Below are 13,909 nucleotides of genomic sequence, written 5' to 3'. Positions count from 1 at the left end.
TCCTGCACGGCGGAACGTCCGTGCGCAAGATTTGGCGCGGTCGATTCTCGCCTTTACGTTCGGGGGGCGGGAGACGAGAGCCGCAGCCCTTCCCCCACCCCGGAGCGAACTCGACCAGCCGCTGCCCGCACGCCGGGTCGTCTGCGCCACCTGCCACACGACCGAGACCGCCGCCTGAGTGCGGCCACGACGGCACGTGGACTAGAGTTGACTTTGTCAAATCTCGTGCGCATCGTCGGGCGGCGGCCGGCCGCAACCCCTGCGAGCCGCCGCCCGCGCCGCGACCCGGAAGGAGCGTGACGCCGGCCATGGAGCAGTCTGTGGGCGACCTGCTCAGGAGCAAGGGCCTGCGCAGTACGGCACAGCGCCGCGCCATCCTCACCGCCCTGCGGGGCCATCCCCACTCCACCGCCGCCGAACTCGAGGCGAGGATCGGCGCCGGCGTCCCGGGCCCGGGAGGACTGTCCAGGCAAGGCCTCTACAACGTGCTCGACGACCTCACCAGGGCGCAGTTGATCCGCTGCATCGAACCCGCCGGATCCGCGGCACGCTACGAACTGCGCGTCGGCGACAACCACCACCACCTGGTGTGCCGCAACTGCGGCCGCATCGAGGACGTCGACTGCACGGTCGGGGCGGCGCCCTGCCTGGACCCCGTGGAGGACAAGGGGTTCGTCATCGACGAGGCCGAGATCACCTGGTGGGGCCAATGCGCCGAGTGCCGGAAGTCGGCCACCGGCGCGTGAGCGATCCGCCCAACAGGCACACCGCGCCCGCCCGGCACCGGGCCCCTGGATCCGCACCCCGGGTCCAGGGCCCCGCTCAGGGCGTTCACGCTCGGAGGCTCCCGCGCGCGCTTCACCCGGCTCACCTACCCGGACGCGGAGCACCGGCTCGCCCTGTGGTTCACCGGCCCCGCGGCCGCGCGGCCGCTTCGTCGACGCCGTCCTGCGCGACGGGGCGTGAACGTCTGGGCCCGTCAGCTCCGTTCGTATGGCCGCAGCGCGGCGACCGAGCGGCGTACGGCCTCGGCGTGCCCGAACAGCCCGGGCAGGCCGCCGGTGTGCAGGAAGACGGTGCGCTGTCCGCGGCGGATGTCGCCGTCGCGTACGGCGGCGAACAGCCCCGCCATGGCGCGGCCGGTGTAGGTGGGGTCCAGGGCGACGCCCTCGGTGGCCGCCGTCGTCCGCATGGCCTCCAGGACCGGTTCGTGGAGCGTCGCGTAGCCGGCGCCGACCTGGTCGGTGCGGATGCGCAGCGAGTCCGGGGCGACGGCACGGCGGGCGACCGCCCCGGCCAGGTCCGCCACGACCGCGGCGGGTTCGGTCACGGCCCCGCAGTGGACGCCGAGGACCCGTTCCTCGCCCAGCGCGGTGACCAGGCCGGCCATGGTGCCGCCGGAGCCGAGTGCCACCACCACGTGCGCGACGCCGGGCAGTTGGGCCTGGAGCTCCTCGCCGCCCTCGACGTAGCCGCGCGCACCGATGGGACTGGAACCGCCGAAGGGGATCAGGTGGGGCAGCGCGCCCTCGCCGCGCAGTCGCCCGCAGACGTCCTCGGCGACGCCCGCGAGGCCGGCCGGCTCGACGTCGCCGGACCAGACGACCCTGGCTCCGAAGAGGCCGTCGAGGACGAGGTTGCCGGTGCCGGCTTCGGGCTCCTTGCCGGGGAGGACGAGGACGACGTCAAGGCCGAGGCGCGCGCCGGCCGCGGCGGTCAGGCGGGCGTGATTGCTCTGCGCCGCGCCGACCGTCACCAGCGTGTCCGCGCCCGCGTCGAGTGCCTCGCCGATCGTCCACTCCAGCTTGCGGACCTTGTTGCCGCCGCCGCCCAGTCCCATGAGGTCGTCACGCTTGATCCACAGGTCGTCGGCGTCCAGGCCGAGGGCGGCGGCCAGCCGCGGCATGGACTCGACGGGGGTGGGCCAGGCGGACAGCGTGATCTTGCCGGGCATCGGCTGCGCTCCAGGGTCTGACGGCTACGGTGACCGGCGTTCGGGGGCGCCGGAGGAGTCCATTGTGGGCGACGCGGGCCGGCCCTCCGCTCCGGCAGGACGGGCGGCGGCGCGGTGGCTGCGGCCACGGGGCGGAGGGGCACTCGAATATCTCTCCCTGAGGAGGTGGGATCGCCGTGAGTGAGTTCGAGCGCTCCATGAACATGACGGCCTCCGCGGACCGCGTCTTCGACCGGGCGGAGGACCTCGGCCGCATGGATTCCTGGCTCCCGGACGAACTGCACGTCCGCTCCGCGCCGCCGAACCGTCCGCCGTCACCGTGCACGACGACGACACGGGACGAGACGCGGCCGCGCTGTTCCGGGCCGACCGCACGCGCAGACGTCTGGAGTGGGGCACCCGCGAGGACGACCGCTACGAAGGGTGGCTGCAGGTGGACCGGGCCGACGAGCGGACCAGCGAGGTCACCATCCACCTGTCGTTCTTCGACGAGAGCAGCGCGCCGCCGGTGGACATCGTCGACCAGGCGCTGGACGACAGCCTGCACCGGCTGTCCCGCATGGTCACCGCGTGAGTCCGGCGGGGCGGCCGGGCGCCGGGGCCAACTGTCGGCACCGGCCGCACCGCCGGGGCGAGTGGACGACTCCCGGGAAGACGCACGTCCCAGCGGACCCGGAATCCGCCCCCTCGTGCTCCTCAACGTAAATCCCAGTTTGGACTGAGTCAAATGTTGCCGCCGTCCGGACGCCGGTCGGCGCGGCGTCCCGGGCTTCCTGGGACTCCGGGTACCAGCCATCCACGCGGCCGGCACAGCACACTGAGGGCATGTCTGACCCACGACTGGGGCGTGCTCACCGTGACGGGCAGCGACCTGCGCATCATGGTGTACACCGCCGCACCCGGCACCGAGGACGCCGACCGGCTGGCCCTGCTCACCGTCCTCGGCACACAGGCACTCACCGGGTGACGGCCGTCAGTTGCTCGAACGCGGTCGGAAACGGCCTGCGGGGCAGGAAGTCACGGATGCGGCGGGCGCACTCCGCCGCGGATGCCTCGGTCGTGTCGCACTCGATGTCGTACCGGCCGTGGGCGTGGACGAGGCCGAACTGACGGGCCGCCAGCCCTTCCGGACGGTCCCCGCGCCCGCGCTCGCGCCGCCGGAGTTCCGCGAGCGAGCAGTGCACCCCGACCAGGACGACGTCCCGCGGGGGGAACAGCGCGAGGCAGTCCCGCAGCCGCCACGGCTCGCTGAGCACATGGTCGACCACCACGTTGTTGCCTCCGGCGGCCATGCCGGCGACCGCCCGGTGGAATCCCCGCCAGGTGCGCCGCAGTATGCCCGGCAGTTCCTCCGGGGTCACCTCGTGGCGGGACCGCATGGCGTGGAAGGCGTCCACGGGCATGTGGAAGTAGGTCCCGTCCAGAGTGCGCAGCAACTCCCGGGCGATGCTCGACTTCCCGGAACTGGACGTCCCGTTGAGGAAGACGATGAGGCCGCCGGACCCGGCGTCGGTGGCTGCGTCGGCTTCGGGCAAGGTGCCTCCTCCGCCGCCGCGATGCCGGGGCCGTGACGGGCGGCGCGCCCTACGGCGTCCGCGTGCCGGGCGCGTTGGGGCCTGCCGACGGCTGGGTGGGGGGAGGACTCACGATCCGGTCCTCCACTGCGGACAGGACGAGCATCAGCCCGAGCAGGAACACCGGCAGCCCGAGCACCAACGCGGCGATCATCGCAGATCCTCCGTGTGCGGCGGGGGCGTTCGCCGGCAGCGGGCCTCGGCGTCCGACGGATGGCGGCGGTCGTGGGCACGAGGGGACACGGGCGACATGGGCACCTCCACTTTGGCGTCGCATGCCCGCCTTCCCCGCTTCGGACGTTGTATGGGGGCGCGGCCCTGCGCTCCCGCGTCCCGGTCCCGGGTGCCGCGCCCCGTCGGGTCAGTAGCGGAAGGCGTCGGGGCCGTCGAGCCGCCTGAACCGCCGCGGGTGCGGGATCTGCTCCGGCCGCTGGGCCCACCGGGCGCGGCGGCGCCGGGCCCCTCCGTGCTCGCCCCAGTAGAGGACCGCGACGACACCGGCCGCCGCGCACAGCGACGCACCCACGACGACGCTGTAGACCGTGCCCGCCGAGACGGCCCCGACCACGGCGCCCAGCGCGACTCCCAGCATCCCCGCACCGAAAACGAGCCCGCGAATCTTCAAATCCATGAAGAATCACTCCCTTTCGCAGGAACGCATTCCCCGGTGAACCTCCGTCAATCCACGGATCCCCTTAACGAGTGACACCCGGGCCGGGATTGTGACGCGTCATCACGCCTTTCCGGCCGAATTCCACCGCGGAGGCGGAGTCGCGGTCTCAGGCGAGGGCGGCCGCGGCCGTGCGGTACAGGACTTCCTCGGCCCGGTCCCACGACCAGCCGTTCTCCACCACGAGCGTGCGCCAGCCGGTCGGGCCGAACCAGAACCAGAGCAGATCGGCCGTCTCCTCGGGCGAGTGACGCCGGACGGGCTCACTGACTTCCAGGAAATGCCGGGCCACCGCGCGCAGCGCCTCCCGGTAGTCGGCCGTCGCCCTTTCCCACAGCGCCTCGCCGCTCTCGTGCACGGGAAGCGCCTTGTGAATCGCCTCGTGGGCCCTGAACTGGCTCTCGTTGCCCGCCCGGGTGCCGCCCGCGAGGGCACGGAGGACGCCTTCGGGAGTCCGCACGGCCAGGATGCGCGCGACGGCCTCCTCGTAGCCGGACCGCACGACGGCCTTGTCCACGATCCGGTCCAAAATGTCCGACTTGCTGCCGACGCTCGCGAAGACCGTCTTCGACGCGACCCCGGCCGCCGCCGCGATGTCCGCGACCGTCACCCGTCCGTAGCCGCGTTCGGCGAAGAGCAGCTCCGCCTGTTCGAGGATCAGCGCGCGCGTCCGCGCCGCGGCCTGTTCACGGAGCGGGGAGACGTAAGCGCGCTTGGCGGGCATGGCGCCATCCTACGGGAGATCGATGTCGCTTTGACCTATCCAATCGGTCCTCTCTAACCTCAACATCGGACGTGCGGCTCGCGCGTCCGGCGAGACCGGCCCGCGGGGCGGGCCGGCGAAAGGTGGGAACGATGGCGATGGACGCCAAGGACCTGGCCGAGGGGCTCTTCCGGATCCTGGAGACGGGCGACGCGGCCCTGGCCGCCGAGGTCGTGGACCCCGGCAACCACAACCGTGAGGCGGCCGTCTCGCCCGCGGCCTGTTCGATACCCGGTCCGGCGGGGACGCTGGCCTCGGGCGCGTGGCTCCGCTCTGCCTTCAGCGACCTGCGCTTCCCGGTGCTGGGCATCGCCCGCAACGACGACCAGGTCTGGATCCGGCTGCGCATGCAGGGCCGGCACACGGGCCCGTTCGTCCGCTTCCGCGACGGCGTCCTCGACCAGGCGATCCCCCCCACGGGGCGCGAGGTCGACTTCGAGCAGGTGCACCTGCTCGACCTGCGCGACGGCAAGGTCGTCCGGCACGAGGCACTGCGCGACGACATCACGATGCTGGGCCAGCTCGGTGTCTTTCCCCCCTCACCGGCCGTGACGCTGAGCATGATCGCCTGGAAGGTCTCCGGACGCGCCAAGCGGGCGGCCGACGAGGTCACGAAGCTGGCCGCCGAGGCTGCCGGGCAGGCGCGCGGCTAGAACCCGCGCGCTGGGGTCGGCGGATCGATCCGGGTCGGCCGGCTCGGTTCAGCGGGTGCCCGAGGCGCCCCGGGCCAGCAGGAGCAGCGCGTCCACCAGGCTCTCCGCGGAACTGCCGGTGGCCAGGCGGCGCATCTGCATGCCGAACACCAGGGCCACGACCGTCGAGGCGGCCTCCTCGGCGTCCGGCACGCCGAGGGCGGTCAGGACGGACGCGGCGAGGCGGTCGTAGGCGGCGAAGCACTCCGCCGCGGCCTCCCGCAGCGCGGGGTCGCGGCCGGCCTGGACGTAGAGCTCGAAGGGCGCGAGGTGGGTGCTGTCGAAGCCCGTCCCCGCGGCCACCTGCCCGACCAGCGCGGCAGCGCCCCTGAGGTCGATGCCCTCCTCCTGCCCCTGAGCGGCCAGTTCGGTGAAGCGGCCGGTCTCCTCCGCCACGAAGTGCAGCAGGCTCTCCCGCAACAGGTCGTGCTGTGTGGCGAAGTGGTAGGTGACCGAGCCGAGGGACACCCCGGCCTCCTGGGCGATGCGCCGGTTGGTGAGCGCCGCGACACCGTCCTGACCGATGATCCGCAGGACGGCGGTGATGATGTTCTGGCGGGTGCCGGCGGGGTTGGGCATGCCGGTCATTGTCCCACCGCCGCGGGGGCGCGCTGCTCGTACCAGCGCTGATCGCTCTCCAGCTGCGCGGCGAGCGAGATCAGCTGGGGCTCGCTGTGGGCCGGCCCGAGGAGCTGGGCGCCCACCGGCAGACCGTCGCCGAAGCCCGCCGGGACGCTGATGCCGGGCCAGCCGAGCACGTTCCAGGGCCAGGCGTACGGGCAGGCCGCGATCACGGCCTGGTCGGTCCGCCGGGCGGACAGCTCCGTCAGGGCGCCGACGGCCGGGGGCGGGGTGGCGGTTGCGGGGGTCAGCAGCACGTCGAAGCGGGAGAAGATCTCCCCGATCCGGCGGTGCTGGGCGCCCTCCGCGCGGCGGGCGCGGCGCAGGGCGGCCCCGGCGAGCAGGCGCCCGTTCCGGGCGGCGGTCAGCGTGCGATGGTCGAGGAGCGTACGGTCCGGGACACGGTCGCTCCACTGGCTGACGCCGGCGAACGCACGGGGCAGGAAGCTGAGGCCGATCAGGCCGTAACGCGGCTCGGCCTCCTCCACGTCGTGCCCCAGCCGGGCGAGGGCGTCGGCCAGATCGCCGACCGCGCTGTGCACCGCCGGGTGGAGTGGGGCGCGGGCGGCGACGAACGGGGGCCGCCAGGACACCGCGATCCGCAGCCGGCCCGGTTCGCGTCCGGCGGCCTCGACGGCGGCGATGCCCGGGGGCCGGTGGAGGTCGCCCGGGTGCTGCCCGGCGGCGGCGTCCAGCAGCAGCGCGGCGTCGCCCACGGTACGGGCGAGCGGGCCGTTGACGGTCAGTCCGTGGAAGGACTCGGCGTCCGGCCAGGTGGAGACCCGGCCACGCTGCGGCTTGATGCCCACCAGACGCGTCCACGCCGCGGGAATGCGGACCGAGCCCGCCCCGTCCGAGCCCAGCGCCGCGGCGACCACTGCGGCCGCCACCGCCGCCGCGGCACCGCCCGAGGAGCCCCCGGGGGTGCGCCCGAGGTCCCACGGATTGCGGGTGGCGCCGAAGGCCGGGCCCTCGGTGAACGGCCACTGCCCCAACTCGCTCGCCGGCGGACCGCCCGGAGCGCGCCCGCGCTCGACCGCAAGGTGATGGTGCGGGGTCTCCGACGGCCGAGCACCTCGCCGCACCCGCGGTACGCGCAGAGCGCCGGCGCGGGCGGGCGCGGGCTCTTCCTCGTCGCCCGGTTCGCCCAGCGCTGGGGCGCGCGGCCGGACCGTTCACAGCTCCAGTCACATCTCCGGATACTGGCGGCGCCGCCAGATCCACGCGACCGCGGCGGCGGCCACCGCCCAGCCGAGGAGCACCAGGTAGGGGAAGGCGTACTGGTTGTCCGCGAAGTAGATCGCGTTGTGCTGCGCGTTCACCGACGCCCCGGGCGGCAGCCAGCGGCCGACGGCCCCCAGCGGCTGGGGCAGGAGCAGCCAGGAGACCGCCCCGCCCGAGGACGGGTTGCCCAGCAGCACCATGAGCAACCAGGTCGGCAGGATGGCCCACTTGCCGAACACCATGTAGAACGCCGTGAACACCAGCCCCGAGGTCACCATCGTGAGGGTCAGGATCGCCCAGGACTGCGGGAAGGGCAGGCGCAGCACGTGCAGGCCCCAGTCCACCACCGCGACGATGGACAGGCTGCCGAGCACGGAGTAGACGACGATGGTCAGGAAGCGCTCCAGCGGTCTCAGCTGCTCCGCGTGCACGGTCAGCTGCACCGCGCCGAGGAAGCCCACGATGACCGCGGCGAGCGTGATGTAGAAGATCGCGAGCCCCTGCGGATCGCCGGCCTGCAGCGGTCTGAGGTCGCCCAGGCTCAGCCGCACCCCGGCCTGCTCGGCCGCCGTCGGGGCGGCCGCCGCCAGGACACGGGCCACCGAGGCACCCGCGGCCGGCACCAGGTCGAACGAGACGGCACTGCGCCCGGCCTGCGTCTGCGCCACGGCGAACACACGCTGCCGGTCGACGGCGTCGACGGCGGCCGCCCGCGTGGCGAAGCGCCGCTGGACGAGCCGGGTGCTCAGGCCCGAGTCCATCCGCGCCACGAACTTCTGCAGCTGCGGGGAGTCGTCCACGACGCCGATCGGGACGTTGTGCGGCGTCGGATGCGCCATGGCGAAGCTGTACGAGCCCGCGAACAGCCCCGCGCCCACCGCCAGGAGCAGGACGATGACCACGGCCGGCCGGAAACGTGACAACTCGGAGGGGTGCGTCATCGGCATACCCTCATCGCGCCCTCCGGAAGGCCGGGCCCCTCCCCGGCGGCGTCCCGGCACGGACGGGGATATGAGGCGAACCCGCCGCCCAAATTACTGCCGGTGATCCACCCCCGCTACCTGAAGGGACGTGGGCCCCCGCGCACCGGCACGGCGGGCGCGGAGGCCGTCCGGTCACGCGGCGGCGGCCTCCAGGGCGCGCACGGCCCAGTCGAGGGCGGGCCCGCGGCTCTCCAGTACGGGCCAGCCGTTGACCACCGCGAGCAGCCGGGCGTACCGCTCCCGGCGCGGGTCGGAGGCGGTCCGCAGCCGGGTCAGCAGCCGCCGCCGGAGCTCGGCGTGGTCCGCGCCGCTGTCCGCTCCGCCGTCGCCGTCGCCGGCACCGACGAGTTCCGCGTACTCCGCGACGAAGGCCGCGACGAGCGGACGCGCCCGGACGGAGGCGGGGTCGACACCGGCGGCCACGGCGCGGCCGGCCCGTTCGCCGACCGAGGCGACGACATCGCGTCGCGGCAGCGTGGTCCCGGCACGGGCTCGGTCGGCCGCGTGCTCCTCGACCGCCCGGCGCATCACGGACCGGAAGCCGGGGTCCCGGGACAGCTCGGCCAGCTCCACCCACGCCTGGACCTGTTCCGGGCCGGGGTCCTCGGGCAGCGCCGGGGTGAGGGAGCGGCGCAGGCCCGCGAGCGGGGGGTCGTCCCCGTGGTCACCGGGCACGCCGAGGACGGCGTCGAGGAAGTCGTCGATGAGCCGCCCGCGTTCCTCCGCGGACAGCCTGGCCAGTTCGTCCATGAGCTCCGTCTCCTCCGGGGTGGACCCGCGCCGGGCCACGGCCGACAGCACCGCGCGCCGCCGCCGCAGGGTGCGGATCTGCGCGTCCAGGCCCGCGACGTGGGCCGCCGCGACCTCGGGCAGGGACAGCTCCCGGTCCACGACCCGCCGGATCGTGGCCAGGTCGAGTCCCAGGTCGCGCAGGGTCCGCACGAGCTCCAGCCGAGCCAGGGCCTCGTCGCCGTAGCGGCGGTAGCCGGCCGGGCTGCGGCCGGCCGGCGTCACGATGCCGCGGTCGGAGTAGAAGCGGATGGTCTTGACCGTCAGCCCGGTGCGCCGGGCCAGGTCACCGATCGAGTAGCGCGCGTCGCGTTCACGCCCCCCACTCTGCCGTCTCCCCTTGCGGGAGACTCAAGCCCCCGCTCGGGCCGCCACGGCACGTGCCGCCTCTGCCACGTCGCCCCGGCGGGCCGCGCCGGTGAGCGGATCGCTCGGTGCGTAGCGCACGGCGACGCCGTACTCGGCGCACCGGGCGGCGATGGCCGGGCAGGCGCGTTCCGCGAGGGCCGCGATGGTCAGGGAGGGGTTGACGGTGAGGGAGGTGGGGACGGCCGAACCGTCCGTCACGAACAGGCCGGGGTGGGTGCGCAGTTCGTTGAGCTCGGTCAGCGCGGAGATCGCGGCGGAGTCGCCGAGCCGGCAGGAGGCGAGGGGGTGGGCGGTCACCGTGCCCGCCACGTCTTCGCTCCACGGGCGGACGGTGGCGAGGCCGTCGCTTTCCAGCACCGCCCGCGCGTGGGCGTCGGCCTCGGCCCACCCGCGCCGGGTTCCGGCCGCCGGTGCGAACCGCATGGTGCCCAGGCCCAGCCCGTTGGCCAGCCGGGTGAAACTGCCGGTGAGGGGCGGCACCCCGAAGCTGCCCTCGGCCTCGTCCTCGGTCATGGCGAGCACGGTGAGCCAGGAGCGCCAGCGGGCCCGCAGCTGCTTCTTGGCGACGCCCGACCAGCGCTGCCCGGCGGTCTGGGCGAGGGTGTTGGTGACGGCCGGGAAGTAGATCTGCTGGAGGGTGAAGCGGGTGAACTCCGGCGCCCGCGGGTCGAGGCGGTCGAAGGAGGCCGCGGTGATCGGCATCCCGATGTGCAGCGCCTCGTACGCCACGGTCGCGCTCCGCGACAGCCCGAGCAGGGAGCGGACCTTGCCCTCGTCCATCTCCGCGACGCTGACCCGGTCGCCGTTGCCGGAGAAGTAGCCGCCGACGGCCGGTGGGACCCCGCCCAGGGCGAGCGCCGACCGCTGCAGCAGGACCGGTGTGCCGACCGCGCCCGCGGCCAGCACCAGGACCTTGGTGTGGAAGGTGCCCGCCCCGGTGGGGCAGGTGTAGTCCGCCGGGTCGACGGTGGTGTGGTCGACGGCGTATCGGTAGCCGGGCAGTGTGGACGGGCGGATCAGCTGGACCTCGTGCAGCGGGCGGATCTCGGCACCGTGGGCTTCCGCGGCGGGCAGGTAGTTGAGCAGCATGGACCGCTTGGCGCCGAAGCGGCAGCCCGAGAGCATCCAATTGCAGTCGGTGCAGCGGGCCCGGTCGACGGCGACGGGCACCGGGTTGCAGGTGTGCCCGGCGCGGTCGCAGGCGGCGGCCAGCACGCCGCCCGCGTACGAGACATCGGGCCAGTCGAGCTTCGTCACGGGCAGCGCCTGCTCGACCTGCTCGTACCAGGGGTCGAGGGCGGCGCGGCTGAGGGAGGCGGGCCACAGGCGCCGCCCGGACGTGTCGCGCCGGTCGAAGACGAAGGAGGGCGCGCGCAGTGAGGCGGCGAAGTAGACGACGCTGCCGCCGCCCACGCAGTTGCCCGCGACGACCGAGATGCCGTCGCCCTTGATCACGTCGACGATGCGGGGGTAGGCACCCAGGTTGAGGTCGTGGGTGAAGTCCTCGGTGGCCAGGCGCGGTCCGCGTTCGAGGACGGTGACCCGGGCTCCCGCGGCAGCCAGCTGGTAGGCGGGTATCGCGCCACCGAAGCCGCTGCCGATGACGAGGACATCGGTGGTCTGGGGGCTCATGCGGGGCTCCCGGAGGGGGTGGTGGCGGGGTGCGGCTCGGCGAGGGCCGTGCCGTAGGAGTGGGACGGATAGCGCCACAGGCCGTCGGCGTCGGGCGGTGGGAAGCCGGTCCAGACCAGGCCGGGGTGGCCCTCCGCGAGGGCCTGCGCGGTGTGACGGTGGGCGGCGGTGTCGAAGGCCAGGCCGACGAGGAATGCGAGCAGTTGCCAGACGGCGCGGTCGAGGTCGTCGGCCTGGAAGAGCCCGGCGACCAGGTTCGTACGGTGGTCGAAGGAGAGCCCGACGAAGGGCGGGCGGTCGAGCGGGAGCAGGATGAGCCGGCTGACCGCGTAGGCGGTGGCGCGCGCGTCGAGCAGCGCCGCGATACCTGGCAGGAGCGGGTTCAGCGGGAGGTCGGGCGAGGCCAGCAGGGCGATCGCGCCGGCCTGTACGGCGCCCGGGCCGGGTGCGGCGCCGGCGACGGCGCGGTCGGAGGACGAGCGCCGCTCCCCGGGCACGAGGGTGTCGGCGAAGGCCTCGAGAGTGGAGACGGGCCAGGAGCCGAGCGCGGCGGCCGCGGCGGGCGCTGCCGCGGCCGTGCCGAGCGTGGGCAGGGCGGCGACGGCGGCGGCCAGGCCGCGCAGCACGACGCGCCGGTCGATGGGAGGAGTGGGGGGCATCGTCATCGTCCCGCGCAGAGCAGACTGAAGGGCAGGGTGACGGCCAGTCCCGTCTCGCCCGCCTCGTCGCCGTACGCCTCGAGGGCGTCGGCGAGTTCGGGCACGTGCGGGCGCAACGCGGTCACCAGGTCGCCGATGCCGGCGGTGGCTCCGCCGACCTTGAAGTTCGTCAGGAGCATCGCCGCACGGCGGCCCCGCTTGTCGAACCAGTAGCGGCCGTCCCAGGAGACGTACGGGACGGCGCCGGTGGTGGACTGCACGCTCCAGTGGTCGCGTTGGTAGTAGCGGCACACGGGGAGGGCGAGCGCGAAGCGGGCCGGTTCGGCGAGCAGGAAGCGGACGGCGCCGCCGTTGTCGAGGGTGATGTCGCGCTTGGAGTACTCCACGCATACCGGGTCGGAGAGCCATAGCCAGGGGTCGGGCGTCTCGCCCTCCCCGTAGGCGTGCCAGTCGCAGGCGGCGGCGAACGGCGGCTCGGTGTACGGCTCGGGAGCGTTCGCGGAGGCCGGCGTGGCGGCGGCCGTGGCCGCGGTGGCGGCGAGCAGGGCGGCCGCGGCGGAAGCGAGCAGGCGTGAGGGACGGCGGAAGCGGGGCATGGGCAGACTCCGGCTGTCGTGGGGACGGGGGGTGCGGGGCCTGGGCACCACGCAGGATGCCGGTGACGGGCCATCAGGGCAAGAGGTTGCACACAGACTCATTGAATGAGTGGCTCATCCACTGCCTGAGTGTGTTGACGCTTGGCCCCGTCGCTCGGTGGGCTTGGGCCGGACCGCTTCGAGAGGACGACCACGGTGGAGCCACTGCCCCGCGAGACCATCGTCGACGTACTGGAACGCCGCCTGCAGGAGGACATCCTGGGCGGCACCCACCCGGCAGGCAGCCTGCTGCCCCCCGAACACCGCCTCGCCGAGGGCTACGGCGTCACCCGCACCACGGTGAAACACGCCTTCGGCCGGCTCACCCAGGCCGGCCTACTGGAGACCCGCCACGGCGTCGGCACCCGGGTCCGCGACTACCTGCGCCTCGGCGGCGCGGACCTGCTGCCCATGCTCGTACGGCACAATCCGGAATGGCTGGCCGACATCTTCGAAGTGCGCGCCGGAGTGGGTGCGTTGATCGCCGAACGCGCCGCCGGGGGAACCCCCCGGCAACGCGACCGGCTGCGCACCCTCCTGGACGCCGTCGCCGCTGCCGCCGACCCTGACGCCGTGCAGCTGGCCGACGCCGAGGTCCACCGCGCCCTCGCCCGGGCCACGGGAAATCGCGTCTACGTGCTCCTCACCAACACCCTCTTCGCCGCCTACCTGCCGCTGCGCTCCCGCCTCGTCGCCCCCTTCCGCGACCCGGCCGAGGCCGCCGCCCGCCTGGAACCCCTCGTCACCGCCGTCAGCCACGGCGACGCGAGCGCGGCCCGCACGGCGGCCCGGGCGTACCTGGCCGAGACGCAGCGCATCATGCTGGGGGCGCTGGAGACGTCCTGAGACACTCCCCCGTACTCCGGTCCACCCGGTGCGCAACGGGGGCTGGGGCGGGCCGGTGGGGCGGGGTCAGCGGGCCTGGTGGGCGGGGCGGATCAGGATCTCGTTCGTTGACCGCGACGTGGCCGGGCTGGGTGACTGCGTACGGGACGGCGGCGGCGATGTCCTCGGGCTGGAGGGTCCGCATGGACTCGGCCACGGTCTTCGCCATGGCCTGGATGGCCGGGTTGGTGATGTGGCTGGTCAGCTCGGTCGAGACGAAGCCGGGTACGACAACGACGACCCGCACGCCCCGCTCGGTGACCTCCTGACGGAGCGACTCCGCGAAGGCGGTGACGCCGGACTTCGCGGCGGTCGCCGTACGTCCCGAGGTCGAGGAGACCTGGACCACTGCGCCCTTGCGCTCGAGCAGGTGGGGCAGGGCGGCGAGCACCCGCGTACACCGGCGATGCGGGGCCGCGGTGGCGGTCGCCCCCGGCAAGGGGCTCCGTGGGGCTTCAG

16 protein-coding genes and 2 pseudogenes are annotated in these 13,909 nt (G+C 74.1%); 5 read left to right on the top strand and 13 right to left on the bottom strand.

The features are described from left to right. Positions 1-308 precede the first annotated feature (308 nt). Positions 309-746 carry a Fur family transcriptional regulator gene (locus ACRWNP_RS27740; RefSeq protein ID WP_431966009.1) on the top strand — a complete coding sequence of 146 codons (438 nt, stop codon included), beginning with the start codon at positions 309-311 and terminating at the stop codon, positions 744-746. Positions 747-979: 233 nt separating this feature from the next. Here the strand turns inward: ACRWNP_RS27740 and ACRWNP_RS27735 are convergent, their stop codons facing one another. Then, positions 980-1,954: a D-cysteine desulfhydrase family protein gene (locus ACRWNP_RS27735; RefSeq protein ID WP_431966007.1), complete on the bottom strand. Its 975-nt coding sequence runs from the start codon at positions 1,952-1,954 to the stop codon at positions 980-982. Between the two features lie 319 nt (positions 1,955-2,273). Between ACRWNP_RS27735 and ACRWNP_RS27730 the strand changes: the two genes are divergently transcribed. Together ACRWNP_RS27730 and ACRWNP_RS27725 are read left to right on the top strand one after the other, a co-directional pair. Next, positions 2,274-2,528 carry a hypothetical protein gene (locus tag ACRWNP_RS27730; protein ID WP_431966005.1) on the top strand — a complete coding sequence of 85 codons (255 nt, stop codon included), beginning with the start codon at positions 2,274-2,276 and terminating at the stop codon, positions 2,526-2,528. A gap of 255 nt (positions 2,529-2,783) precedes the next feature. Then, a pseudogene (locus ACRWNP_RS27725) lies at positions 2,784-2,921 on the top strand (transcriptional regulator); the annotation flags it as partial. On the opposite strand, the gene ACRWNP_RS27720 reads toward ACRWNP_RS27725, so the two are convergent. The 4 genes from ACRWNP_RS27720 to ACRWNP_RS27705 all read right to left on the bottom strand — a co-directional run bounded on the left by ACRWNP_RS27720 (position 2,911) and on the right by ACRWNP_RS27705 (position 4,922). Next, positions 2,911-3,489, bottom strand: a complete 579-nt coding sequence (locus tag ACRWNP_RS27720; protein WP_431966003.1) for a chloramphenicol phosphotransferase CPT family protein — start codon at positions 3,487-3,489, stop codon at positions 2,911-2,913. The pseudogene ACRWNP_RS27725 and the gene ACRWNP_RS27720 sit on opposite strands and share 11 nt — an antisense overlap. A 49-nt stretch (positions 3,490-3,538) precedes the next feature. Further along, the gene (locus tag ACRWNP_RS27715; RefSeq protein ID WP_431966001.1) at positions 3,539-3,682 is read right to left on the bottom strand and encodes a hypothetical protein; all 144 of its coding nucleotides are present in this window, start codon (positions 3,680-3,682) and stop codon (positions 3,539-3,541) included. 207 nt (positions 3,683-3,889) lie between these two features. Then, the gene (locus ACRWNP_RS27710) at positions 3,890-4,159 is read right to left on the bottom strand and encodes a hypothetical protein (protein ID WP_431965999.1); all 270 of its coding nucleotides are present in this window, start codon (positions 4,157-4,159) and stop codon (positions 3,890-3,892) included. Between the two features lie 148 nt (positions 4,160-4,307). Next, entirely contained in the window at positions 4,308-4,922 is a 615-nt protein-coding gene (locus ACRWNP_RS27705; protein ID WP_431965997.1) for a TetR/AcrR family transcriptional regulator, read from the bottom strand. Positions 4,923-5,053: 131 nt separating this feature from the next. Here ACRWNP_RS27705 and ACRWNP_RS27700 point away from each other — a divergent pair, with 131 nt between their 5' ends. Beyond that, entirely contained in the window at positions 5,054-5,614 is a 561-nt protein-coding gene (locus ACRWNP_RS27700) for an ester cyclase (RefSeq protein ID WP_431965995.1), read from the top strand. A gap of 48 nt (positions 5,615-5,662) precedes the next feature. Here ACRWNP_RS27700 and ACRWNP_RS27695 read toward each other — a convergent pair whose 3' ends face one another. The 7 genes and pseudogenes from ACRWNP_RS27695 to ACRWNP_RS27665 all read right to left on the bottom strand — a co-directional run bounded on the left by ACRWNP_RS27695 (position 5,663) and on the right by ACRWNP_RS27665 (position 12,526). After that, on the bottom strand, positions 5,663-6,232 hold the full coding sequence (locus ACRWNP_RS27695; RefSeq protein WP_431965993.1) for a TetR/AcrR family transcriptional regulator: 570 nt from the start codon (positions 6,230-6,232) through the stop codon (positions 5,663-5,665). A 5-nt stretch (positions 6,233-6,237) separates the two neighbouring features. Next, positions 6,238-7,314 (bottom strand): annotated as a pseudogene (locus ACRWNP_RS27690) (amidase); the annotation flags it as partial. 147 nt (positions 7,315-7,461) lie between these two features. Next, a complete protein-coding gene (locus ACRWNP_RS27685; protein ID WP_431965991.1) occupies positions 7,462-8,439 on the bottom strand; it encodes an ABC transporter permease in 978 nt (325 codons plus the stop codon). A gap of 174 nt (positions 8,440-8,613) precedes the next feature. Next, the gene (locus tag ACRWNP_RS27680; RefSeq protein WP_431966059.1) at positions 8,614-9,564 is read right to left on the bottom strand and encodes a MerR family transcriptional regulator; all 951 of its coding nucleotides are present in this window, start codon (positions 9,562-9,564) and stop codon (positions 8,614-8,616) included. A gap of 57 nt (positions 9,565-9,621) precedes the next feature. Further along, positions 9,622-11,271 (bottom strand): FAD-dependent oxidoreductase, encoded by a 1,650-nt coding sequence (locus ACRWNP_RS27675; RefSeq protein WP_431965989.1) that lies wholly within the window; start codon positions 11,269-11,271, stop codon positions 9,622-9,624. After that, positions 11,268-11,930, bottom strand: a complete 663-nt coding sequence (locus ACRWNP_RS27670) for a DUF5987 family protein (RefSeq protein WP_431965987.1) — start codon at positions 11,928-11,930, stop codon at positions 11,268-11,270. Before ACRWNP_RS27670 ends, ACRWNP_RS27675 begins: the two co-directional genes overlap by 4 nt. A 2-nt stretch (positions 11,931-11,932) precedes the next feature. Then, entirely contained in the window at positions 11,933-12,526 is a 594-nt protein-coding gene (locus ACRWNP_RS27665) for a hypothetical protein (RefSeq protein ID WP_431965985.1), read from the bottom strand. A gap of 195 nt (positions 12,527-12,721) precedes the next feature. On the opposite strand from ACRWNP_RS27665, the gene ACRWNP_RS27660 reads away from it, so the two are divergent. Then, a complete protein-coding gene (locus ACRWNP_RS27660; RefSeq protein WP_431965983.1) occupies positions 12,722-13,411 on the top strand; it encodes a FadR/GntR family transcriptional regulator in 690 nt (229 codons plus the stop codon). Here the strand turns inward: ACRWNP_RS27660 and ACRWNP_RS27655 are convergent. After that, the gene (locus tag ACRWNP_RS27655; RefSeq protein WP_431965981.1) at positions 13,383-13,841 is read right to left on the bottom strand and encodes an SDR family NAD(P)-dependent oxidoreductase; all 459 of its coding nucleotides are present in this window, start codon (positions 13,839-13,841) and stop codon (positions 13,383-13,385) included. The genes ACRWNP_RS27660 and ACRWNP_RS27655 overlap by 29 nt on opposite strands. Positions 13,842-13,909 lie beyond the last annotated feature (68 nt).

This window comes from Actinacidiphila sp. bgisy160, assembly GCF_965342435.1.
GTDB lineage: Bacteria > Actinomycetota > Actinomycetes > Streptomycetales > Streptomycetaceae > Actinacidiphila.
The sequence above is the reverse complement of the archived record's forward strand: the minus strand, read 5'-3'. Positions and strand labels throughout refer to the sequence as shown.